The organism is Flavobacterium muglaense, from assembly GCF_014305155.1.
Taxonomy (GTDB): Bacteria; Bacteroidota; Bacteroidia; order Flavobacteriales; family Flavobacteriaceae; genus Flavobacterium; species Flavobacterium muglaense.
Window position 1 is genome coordinate 1 of record NZ_JACRUK010000027.1, and the last position, 9,959, is coordinate 9,959.

Consider the following 9,959-nt stretch of genomic DNA (forward strand, 5'->3'; position numbering starts at 1 on the left):
CTGTTATAATATAGACCAAATATAATATAAAAAAACCAATTATCAAAATTGGTTTATATTATATTTTTGTTCGGTATAAACTTAATACAAGAATTTTCACCCAAAGGATTATAAATCAATTCGTGAGTTTGAATAGGTGATAGGCCCGATAATTTTGCTAATGGTGAATTATTGTATTTTACAATTTCGTCTTCAATACCCGAAATATCCATATTTAACTGAGTTTAATATATTATTGTTTCTAATTAATAGGTTTCCTTGAGATTAATTTGTTCGATATAACTATTTAGAAAACCCTCTGTTTCTAATGCGCTTTTAAATCGATTCATTTTATCGGTTAATGTTATGGTAATCATGTAGCGATCATTTACAAAAGCATAATACATTACGTCATCCGACTTTCCGCCATAAGGAGAAAACCGTGCAGAAACAATACGACTTTTTTTGTATTTTCTATTCATTGGAGAAAGCTCATGTGAACCCAAAGCCAACGCCTGCGGATTTAAAACTAAAAAATCCATATTTAAAGCAGCTTTCCCTTGATTTGTTGCAAAAAAGGGATCTTTATAGTCCGTGATCTTTACGCGCATTGTTTCTCTCGTTTGTGGTACACAATAGTCAAACATTAAGGAGCAATCCATGTTTTGAGCAGCGCAGCTCGAAATATCTCTAAAAATATACCCTTGGTATTCTAGCATTTTGGGAAAGAAAGGATATTCTGCTGCTTTTCTGTCTGTTTTACATCCTAAATCTTCGTACAATTTCATTTTAGGAGTATAGGACGCTAATGAAGGGCAACAACTAAGTAAGTTTGGGTCATTACAGTCGATTGCTGCTTGCGCCATTAACAATTTAGACACAAAAAGCAACACAATTAAAAATAGTTTTTTCATAGTTGTTTTCTTTTAAAAAAATAAGCCGTTCTTTTTAGAGCGTATCACCTTTTCAAAATTACAAAAACCAACTATAAAAACAACTTCATTTTTCACGCATTTATTATACAACCCTCTAGCGCAAAAACTTGACTCTGTTGCGCAACAAGAACTGCACCACACTTAACCGAACTTAATTGATCCTGTAGTATTTTTAATTATCTTTGATTTTATGAAAAACAGCATCATCTTAATTGCTTTTTTGATGGTACTTAGCTGCCAATCAGACACAGAGCAAAAGACTAAATTTTACCAAGCAATTAAAGGCAAGGATACCGCCCTACTAAAATTAGCAGAATACGACAACAAATTTTATGGCCAATTAGAACTACGATACGGCGGTGTAGGTAAAGAATCAGGAGAAGTACGAGGGGAGAAAATTGGCGATACACTCAAAGGGAAATTTGATTTCAGAACCTATGGAGGCAGCAAGAAATGGGCTCCTTTTGTAGTACTACAACAAGGACCCGTTTTAAAAATGGGTAGCGGCGTAGCGACCACTTTTATGAATATGCCGTTCTATATTGATGGTACTTTACAATTTGACGATACTGATTTTCAGTTTCACCCTATTGACAGCGCTGCCGCAAAAAAGTTGGGATTTATTATCCAATAAAACATCTTGATTCTTAAGCGGAACTTTCTATAACTTACTAGATAAGGTAATTTGAACCGAAGAAGATTTTCTCTTTTTACGAAAACCTTCGGAACTACGATCATTCTAAACCTGTTTTTTCAGGGTTCCAAAAAGGTTTTGTTTTAATTTGTTTTGTTTCCCATTCTAATTCATTCTTAAAGAAATGATGCAGTGCCACACAAACTCTACTATCTCCAGCAATATAAACCAACTTCTTACCCTTTAATGTAGCTACTGTTTCTTTGACCTTAGCTATTATGGCAGCAGTAGGATTTTCGGGTAGTTCATAAAAATCAAAAGGAAAACTCCCGTCAACATCAGGAAAAAAATCGCTTTTGTTCGAATTGTAAATGATGCTTGCCACTTGCTTGTTGACACCAATGTTTCTGTTGATCATATACAAATGGGAAAGCGCCGAAAGATCTCCAATAAACAGATAACTATCCGCAGAATCATCTGCCAGGAAGTTGCCTTTTTTGGTTTTAAAATAGATGGTATCCCCGAGCCTGCAATCCCTAGCCCAGACAGCACCTATGCCCCTACTGTGAGTAGCAATTGCTAAATCTAAGTATCCTTCTTGTTTATTACTATCCCAAACGCTGTAGGTTCTCATCTTACTTTTCAAGGACAAGTCTTCCTTACCAATACCAATCCCCATGCGCAATGACGAACCTGGAATAAAATCAATATTTCGAATGCTATCACTTTGCAATCTAATTTTAAAAACATTATCAGATAGCAACACCTTTTCAGTAATTGTAGCCTCGTCTAGAATTACTGCTTTTAAAATAGTCTCAATAAAACTCATCTCAATTTATTTTAAATGAACACGACTTAATCTAAAATCGACGATCCTTGTTTTGATGGCTGGAATTCTTATTACAAACCCCAAAATCAGAATTATAGCATAGATCAACCACGTTTTTTCTAATAATACAATATGTATCAAACTCAATGTAATGGCTGCGTACGAGAACGTTTGTAGTTTTTTCCACTTCGATCGAAGCGCCTTCATTGCCTTTCTATTCGAAGTTAACAGCAGCGGAATTAAAATCAAAACAGCCACAAAACCAGCAATATAATTTAGTTCTGTAAAAGTCTCTAAAAAACCTTCGGCACAAACAAAAATCACAAAATGCAGTATGCTCCAAACAGCTGCAGCAATACCCATAGCTTGACGCACAAACAGATTGCTTACACCAAAAATAATGAAGAATGGTGTGCAAGTTAAAACTGCTGTCATCCATCTAATGGCGAATTCACCTGAAATATGGTACAACATTTCGAGGGTTGACTTTCCTTCGCTCCCTTTGTTCTCGACTAAGGAAATAGCTAGTCCATTTTGCAAATCAATAGTGATCATTTTGGCCAAAATAAATAGTGGCAGTACAGCCAAAATTGCCACTATCATCCATCCATAGTTTTTTTTTAAAAAACCCATACTATTGTTTTAATTTTAATTCTTGTAGTTCTTTCTCCAACTCTTCTGCTCTGGTTTTAAATTTTTCCATCGCTTTTTTTAGCTGACCAATTTTTTTTAATGCATCCTCGTCTTGTATGGCTTTATAGGTGATTGCTCCATCTTTTTCTTTTACCGCTGCTTTGCTATTGCAAACAGGGCATGTAGCTACTGTACTCATAATTTATTTTTTGAGCAAAGTTCGATTTTTAGGTCTTGTTACAAAAGGTAAATTGATTGCTAAAAATGGTAAATCTGAAACCAAATAACTTAAAGACTGCCTTTGTATTCTTTTGGCGAAAGCCCTGTATGCTTTTTAAAAAATTTACTAAAATTAGTTAACTCATCAAAGCCACTAGTAAATGCCACCTCTTTAAGGCTCTTATTAGTACTAAATAAAACACGCTTAATTTCAAGGATCACATATTGATCAATAAAGTACTTTGCCGTATTCAGGCTAAGCTCGCGTGTTATTTGGTTAAGGTGTTTGGCCGAAACCCCAAGCATTGCTGCATACTCTTTTACGTTTCGTGTTTTTGTATAATTATGCTCTACTTGATCTTTGAAAGCCATAAAAAGTTCTTGATGTTTTTTATTAACTTGATCAGGATGTGTCTGATGTACTTGCTGTTCTAATCGCAATAAATACAATTCTAGAATTTTGGCAATAATTTCCTTTTGTCCATAATGAGTAGTACTTTGTACTTCTTGTTTGAAATTTTCTATAAAAAAGTCGTTGTAAGCACTCCCTTCTATCAAAGGTTCCGACAAGTGATAGTTGAATAAATTAGAAATAAAAGCAGCCGATGATTTTGAAAAATACCGTAATATGAAATCTTCGGTAAAAGCAACAAGGTAGCCGTCATACTGAAAATTGTTTTGAAAAGCATGCACCTGCCCTTTTGCAATTTTAAGTACAGCGCCTTTGCTAATAGGATAATTTTTCAAATCTATTTGATGGACACCCTCGCCCTCAGTGACAATGAGTAGGACAAAAAAAGAAATTCGATGGGGTTGCTTGGGATCATGATTAGGGTCTTTTTCTATTTTTTCGAATAGCTCCGCCAAACGAAGAAACTCAATATCACTAGCCTCTTTATTAGTCTTGAAAGATATATTAGGAATGTTTTTCAATACCACCGTTGTTATTGTTTTTGACTAATTTAATAGTTTTTTTGTTCAAAAGTACTCTATGTAAGTATTATTGTCAAATAACTCTAACAGTATTAAATAGCTCACCGCTAAATTATAGCCTTGACTTTGGTCGAAAGTTTAAAGTTGACTTCTATAGTATTATACAGAAACTACGCCTCACATAAAAAAGTTGGGGGTAAGTTTTAAATTTGCATAAAAAAAGCAAATGGACTTTCCTTTATTTTCATCTTTTCTACCTGTACGATTATTACCCCATTTTGATATTGTTGATTTCAAAGATTTGGAAGACTTACAAACAAAGAAAAATTGTTTCTTTATTTATTTCGATTAGAAAAACATTTTTCCAAAAGCTTACAATATCAATTAATTTGAGTCCAAAGGGGTTTATGAACAAACTTTAATACTATACTTTCCAATAAGAGGAAAAGCAGTATATTTTGGTATTAAAAGACGAAGATAGCGTAATAAAATAGACAAAACATTGCAATCAAAAGTGAGTGTTTTTTTAAAGCTGAAGATTCAAAATTAACAGATGAGCTTTCAGTTTTTTTTTAAAAGATACAGTTCGAGACCTGAGAAGATACGATAAGTAAAATTGCAGGCCATGATGGTGTTAAAGCTAATTTTTTGCAACGTCATTGCAAGAAAAAAATTACTGGTTTTAAAGATTGGGAACAATTAAATCACGATGGAGATTATTTAATATATCCTGAAAACATTCGAAAAAACCTTAGTATTGACGAATTTAGTTTATCAAAAGGAGAACTTTACACCTTTGTAACCAATAAAAGAGGAAGAGGGAAGAAAAACACAATAGTTGCAGTTATAAAAGGCACTAAAAGTAAAGACATCATTGATGTTTTGCATAAAATCCCATTAGAAAAAAGAAAATTAGTACAGGAGGTAACCCTTGATATGGTTAATAATATGCAATTGACAGCCAGAATGTATTTTCCTGAAAGTAATTTAGTTACCGACCGATTCTACATTGTAAAATTGGTAATGGAAGCCTTGCAATATCAAAGAATTAAATTGAGATGGGAAGCAATAGAAAAGGAGAACCTAGCCACTAAACATGCTAAAGAGTTTGCAATAAAATACATTTCAATTATTCTTGAAAACGATGATACTCCCAAACAATTATTAGCTAGAAATCGCTACATTATTGCTAAAAAGCAAAACCAGTGGACAACAAACCAAAATATAAGAGCTGAACTGTTATTTAAAAATTATCCGCTCTTGCATCAAGCATACAAGCACGCGCTAGAGTTGAGAAACATTTATGAACAAACTTCAAAAGAAATAGCAAAAGAACAAATTATAAAATGGATAGAGAAAACTAAACATTAAAGTTAAACGATTTTAACACTGCTGCAAACAGCTTGAAATATCATTTAGAAACCATAATAAACTTTTTTATCAAAAGACATACAAATGCAAATGCTAAATCATTTAATTCTAAGATAAAACTTTTCAGAGCTAATTAAAGAGGCGTAGTACATGTGAAATTCTTTCTCTTTAGAATGGAAAAATTTTTTGCGTAATCCCCAGAAAATTTATGTGAATCTTTTAAATATTTAGACATACAGAATTTAAGTGACTAACACAATAACTTTTTGTAGATATAAAAAATGAATATTTTAGAAATTACCTTTTCGTCCAAAAAGTTTAATAAACGCTTTTTTATTTAACTTATATGGCTTTATAATAGTTAAAAAAGTTTAAAAATATTAACATCAATATGCTTAACTAGGTCTACTTATCCTAATTGAATTATAACTATTTAATTTTCAAAATCTTATCCCATATAGTTTTCTTATTGGCTGAAAATAATTGTATAAGTTTCTTTTATCTCGAAGAACTTTTAAATTACATAATTTTAAAGAAATGGAGGTTTTGGCATGTTACCTATTACACCCTAAAAACAGCCTGAATATTTGATCTAAAGCAGTAGCGGAATAAAAAAACTTAATCTTTTTAAATAATCTGAAGAGATATAATACTGATTTTCAGATAATAAATATATACAATGATTTTATCTTCTTTAAAATTTTTGTGTTTTTCATATATGCTTTTTCAATATCTACATTGGATGTAGAAATTTTTTCCTCAAAGACGAAAAAATGAACATTTAACGAAACAAAATGCTGAACTCAAATATATCAATATAGAGCAAACACGTTTTCAAATAGAGAAAATACTTTTTCAAATAATATTTTTTTAAAAAAAATTCATTTGTTAGAAGTTTGTCTTGTAAAAATTAAAAAACATGAGACAGAGTAAAATAATAATTTCTTTAGCAAGTGCATTAATTAGCACTTGCATGTTTTCTCAACAAGAGAATGAAAAAACCAAAGTTAATGAGCTTCAGGAAGTTGTTATAAGTAGTAAAAAGACATTTATTGAACAAACTGCTAACAGAATTAACATAAATGTTAGCCAGAGCCCAATTGCATCTACAAGTAATGCTTATGACATTTTGCTACAATCTCCAGGTGTTATTGAACAGAATGGAACTCTTATTTTCCGATCAAAATCTGTTACGGTTTTAATTGATGGGAAACTAACCAATTTAAGTGGAGAAGAACTAAAGACAATGCTTGCTTCAGTATCTGGAAACACTATAGATAAAGTTGAAATATTGCCTAACCCATCATCTAAATACGATGCACTCGGAGGAAGCGTGATTAATATCAAACTTTTGAAGAATAGAAAAAATGGTTTAAGCGGTTCTTTGATAGCAAATAGTAAAATTGGTAAATATGCTAGTTTTCTTCCAGGAATGACATTAAACTATAAAATAAAGTCTGTCAACATTTATAGCAGTTATAATTACGAAAATTCAAAACAATATTATAAAAACAATTCAAATCAAACTCTTTCTCCAATATCAAGCCTATTGCAAGATGAAAAAGGCGATGCTACCAAAGATAATCATAATTACAGAATAGGCATTGATTATGATATTACTAAAAAGAATACAATTGGATTTCTATTCAGAGGAATGAGTAACAATAATACTCTTTCAAGCAATAACAATATTAATCTATTAACCTCCGGAAATTCCAGCATATCAGATTTAAAAAATGACAACAAATCTAAAATTTTTAATCCAGCAACGAATCTTTACTATAAAACGGTTTTGGATTCTTTACAAAGAACAATCACTGTAAATCTGGATTATTTTGAATATAAGAAAGATGTTAACGAAAACTTTATTACAAAGTATTTTACAATTTATACTCCTGATATTTTGTTAAGAGACTTTACGAATGGCAACAACAAAGTATATTCTGCAGCTGTGGATTTTGAATATCCCTCAAGTATTGGAAATTTTGAATTTGGACTGAAGAACATCAATACAAAGTCTGGTAATGATATTACTTGGGAAAATTTCCTGAATGATGTGTGGACTAATGACCCTTTAAAAAGTAATAATTTTATTTACAAAGAAAATATTAATGCAGGATATGCAACTTATGACAAAGCTTTAGGTGACAATTGGCAAATTACTTTAGGTCTTCGTGGTGAGCATACTCACAGTGACAGTAGATTAATAGGAGGAGAACAGAATATTAGGAATTATTTTAATCTGTTTCCAAATCTAAACTTACAATATCTAAAAAATCTGAACAATATTTTTAATTTCAGTTATCGAAAAAGTATTCAGAGATTTGGATTTGATGTAGTGAACCCATTTATAAGATACCAGAGTGAATACACTTATTTTCAAGGGAATCCTAATATTCGCCCACAGATAAATCACGGTTTTGACCTTACCTACACCTATCGCCAGACGTTAACATTTGGGGCAAGTGAAACGCATTCAATTGACCCATTGGGGCCTCTTTTTACAAAAAACGGAAATACAACTATTAGTACTTATACCAATTTTAAAAATTCGGATTTCTTTTACATTTATTCAGCTTGGAATAAAGAATTCTTTAAAATGTGGACAATGAATTTAGTAGGAGGAACAGGTTTCTATAAATACAATACATCAACGGATGATTATAACTCAACAAGAGGTAACGACGCTTGGGCATACCTGATACAAAATAATAACAGTTTTAAATTTAAGAATAATTGGTCTGCACAGCTCAATATGGTCTATCAAAGTCCTATTGCTATGGGAATTTATAAAACGAAAGGTTATTTCAATTCAAATTTCGGAATTAGCAAACAGCTTTTGGACAACAAAATGTCTTTGAAATTGGTAGTATCGGATATTTTCAACACAATGAGAAGCAGCTATACAGTAGATTACAATAATGTAATTCTTAATCAAAACAAAAAAAGTGAAACCAGATTCGTTACCATAGGATTAACTTACAAATTCGGAGGAAGCTCTTCAAAACTAAAACGAAGCAACGAAACTTTCGACGATTTGGAAAAAAGAATGAAAACAGAACAATAATAAACATTTAAAATAACACAATTATGAAGATTTTTAGAACAATTTTACTGGGGTTGCCAATAGTTACAACAGTTATGCTAAATGCACAATCACAATCGACTTTATTATGGAAGATTGAAAAGCAGGGAAAGAAAACATCTTATGTATTTCTAAGTACAAATGTATGCTCATCAGGAGATAATTTAATAAAATTAGAGTCTGAAGTTCTTCCCAAAGTAGACGTAATTGCGGTAGAACAAAATTTGAACACTGAAGAAAACAAAAAATCAGTTCAAAATTCAATAGCAGTTACAGATAACAGCCAGAAGCTTAAAAACATTTTGTCTTCAGACGACTATCAGAAGATAATTGCTTATGCTAAGGAAAAAGCAGGAATGACAGAACAAATGGTAAATATGTTCAAGCCCTTTTATGTAAATGCTTTTTTGTTAATGTCTGCAAATCCTTGCGGAGCAACTTCTGGATACAGAATAGAAAATGATTTGCAATCTTTTTCCTTAAAAAATAAAAAAACTTACACAGAACTTTTAGGAGTGAATGATTATGTACAGCTAATGGATGCAGGAACTAAAGACTACTGGAAAAACAACATTTCCTATATTTTTAACAATCCTGATGAAGCAAAAGCAGCTATTGAAAACAAAAATAAATTCTATTCTTCTGGAAATGAAGATGCTCTAAAAACTCTTTACACATATAATCAGTACTTAAAAATTAAATATAGTGAGGATATGGTAAAAAAATATGCCGATATTATTCTTCCAAAAATAGAAAAACTAACCACAGACAGTGCGGTATTATTTACTATAGACCCAGGATATTTCACCACAACTGATAACAACCTATACGAAAATTTAAAAAAAGCAGGCTATACAATTACGGCGGTAACATTCTAATAACCATTTAACTAAAATTATCATAAAAAATGAAAACACTCAACTCAATTAACATCATTCAGCTAGAAGAAAGACTAGAAATGTCTGGAATAGAGAATCCTTCTTGTATAATGGTTTCTATAACACTGTAAATCAACTAAATATTAACCAAAAATAAAAATTCATGAAATCAAATCAAAAAATTCTTATCGAAGAATTAGAGAAGAGAGAAGAATTGGCAATTGTAAATCTTACAGGACCAATTAAGTGGCCTCCTCCAATTATAGACCAGTGGCCAGACTAAGCAAATTGACATTGTAGCACTTTATACTACCACAGTAGTAAAAATGGATAACGAACGGATGATATAATATCCTACTTCGAATATCAAATGAAAAGTATAGCAATATCAAAGCAGAAAACAAAAACTTAAAACCATCTATTATTAAACATTAGATTTTCAACACAATTATTAAACTTTAAA

General features: G+C 31.3%; 10 protein-coding genes and 1 pseudogene. 5 read left to right on the forward strand and 6 right to left on the reverse strand.

Going from position 1 to position 9,959, the window contains the following annotated elements:
- Positions 1-53: 53 nt before the first annotated feature.
- Both H8R24_RS11330 and H8R24_RS11335 read right to left on the reverse strand, forming a co-directional pair.
- Positions 54-212, reverse strand: a complete 159-nt coding sequence (locus H8R24_RS11330) for a hypothetical protein (RefSeq protein WP_187019110.1) — start codon at positions 210-212, stop codon at positions 54-56.
- A gap of 33 nt (positions 213-245) precedes the next feature.
- Positions 246-893, reverse strand: coding sequence for a hypothetical protein (locus H8R24_RS11335; protein ID WP_187019113.1), 648 nt, complete (start codon positions 891-893; stop codon positions 246-248).
- Between the two features lie 211 nt (positions 894-1,104).
- Between H8R24_RS11335 and H8R24_RS11340 the strand changes: the two genes are divergently transcribed.
- Positions 1,105-1,548, forward strand: a complete 444-nt coding sequence (locus tag H8R24_RS11340; RefSeq protein ID WP_187019115.1) for a hypothetical protein — start codon at positions 1,105-1,107, stop codon at positions 1,546-1,548.
- A 100-nt stretch (positions 1,549-1,648) separates the two neighbouring features.
- Here H8R24_RS11340 and H8R24_RS11345 read toward each other — a convergent pair whose 3' ends face one another.
- The 4 genes from H8R24_RS11345 to H8R24_RS11360 all read right to left on the reverse strand — a co-directional run bounded on the left by H8R24_RS11345 (position 1,649) and on the right by H8R24_RS11360 (position 4,162).
- Positions 1,649-2,377 carry an SIP domain-containing protein gene (locus H8R24_RS11345; RefSeq protein WP_187019118.1) on the reverse strand — a complete coding sequence of 243 codons (729 nt, stop codon included), beginning with the start codon at positions 2,375-2,377 and terminating at the stop codon, positions 1,649-1,651.
- A gap of 6 nt (positions 2,378-2,383) precedes the next feature.
- Positions 2,384-3,010, reverse strand: a complete 627-nt coding sequence (locus tag H8R24_RS11350) for a ferric reductase (RefSeq protein ID WP_187019121.1) — start codon at positions 3,008-3,010, stop codon at positions 2,384-2,386.
- 1 nt (position 3,011) lies between these two features.
- On the reverse strand, positions 3,012-3,209 hold the full coding sequence (locus H8R24_RS11355; protein WP_187019123.1) for a hypothetical protein: 198 nt from the start codon (positions 3,207-3,209) through the stop codon (positions 3,012-3,014).
- Between the two features lie 89 nt (positions 3,210-3,298).
- Positions 3,299-4,162, reverse strand: a complete 864-nt coding sequence (locus H8R24_RS11360) for an AraC family transcriptional regulator (protein ID WP_187019126.1) — start codon at positions 4,160-4,162, stop codon at positions 3,299-3,301.
- A 648-nt stretch (positions 4,163-4,810) separates the two neighbouring features.
- On the opposite strand from H8R24_RS11360, the gene H8R24_RS11365 reads away from it, so the two are divergent.
- The 4 genes and pseudogenes from H8R24_RS11365 to H8R24_RS11375 all read left to right on the forward strand — a co-directional run bounded on the left by H8R24_RS11365 (position 4,811) and on the right by H8R24_RS11375 (position 9,496).
- Complete coding sequence (locus H8R24_RS11365; RefSeq protein ID WP_262891099.1) at positions 4,811-5,533, forward strand: ISAon1 family transposase; 723 nt, start codon at positions 4,811-4,813, stop codon at positions 5,531-5,533.
- Between the two features lie 11 nt (positions 5,534-5,544).
- A pseudogene (locus tag H8R24_RS18310) lies at positions 5,545-5,670 on the forward strand (transposase); the annotation flags it as partial.
- Between the two features lie 782 nt (positions 5,671-6,452).
- Positions 6,453-8,600, forward strand: a complete 2,148-nt coding sequence (locus tag H8R24_RS11370) for an outer membrane beta-barrel family protein (protein ID WP_187019129.1) — start codon at positions 6,453-6,455, stop codon at positions 8,598-8,600.
- Between the two features lie 23 nt (positions 8,601-8,623).
- Positions 8,624-9,496 (forward strand): TraB/GumN family protein, encoded by an 873-nt coding sequence (locus H8R24_RS11375; protein WP_187019131.1) that lies wholly within the window; start codon positions 8,624-8,626, stop codon positions 9,494-9,496.
- The last annotated feature ends 463 nt before the right edge of the window (positions 9,497-9,959 follow it).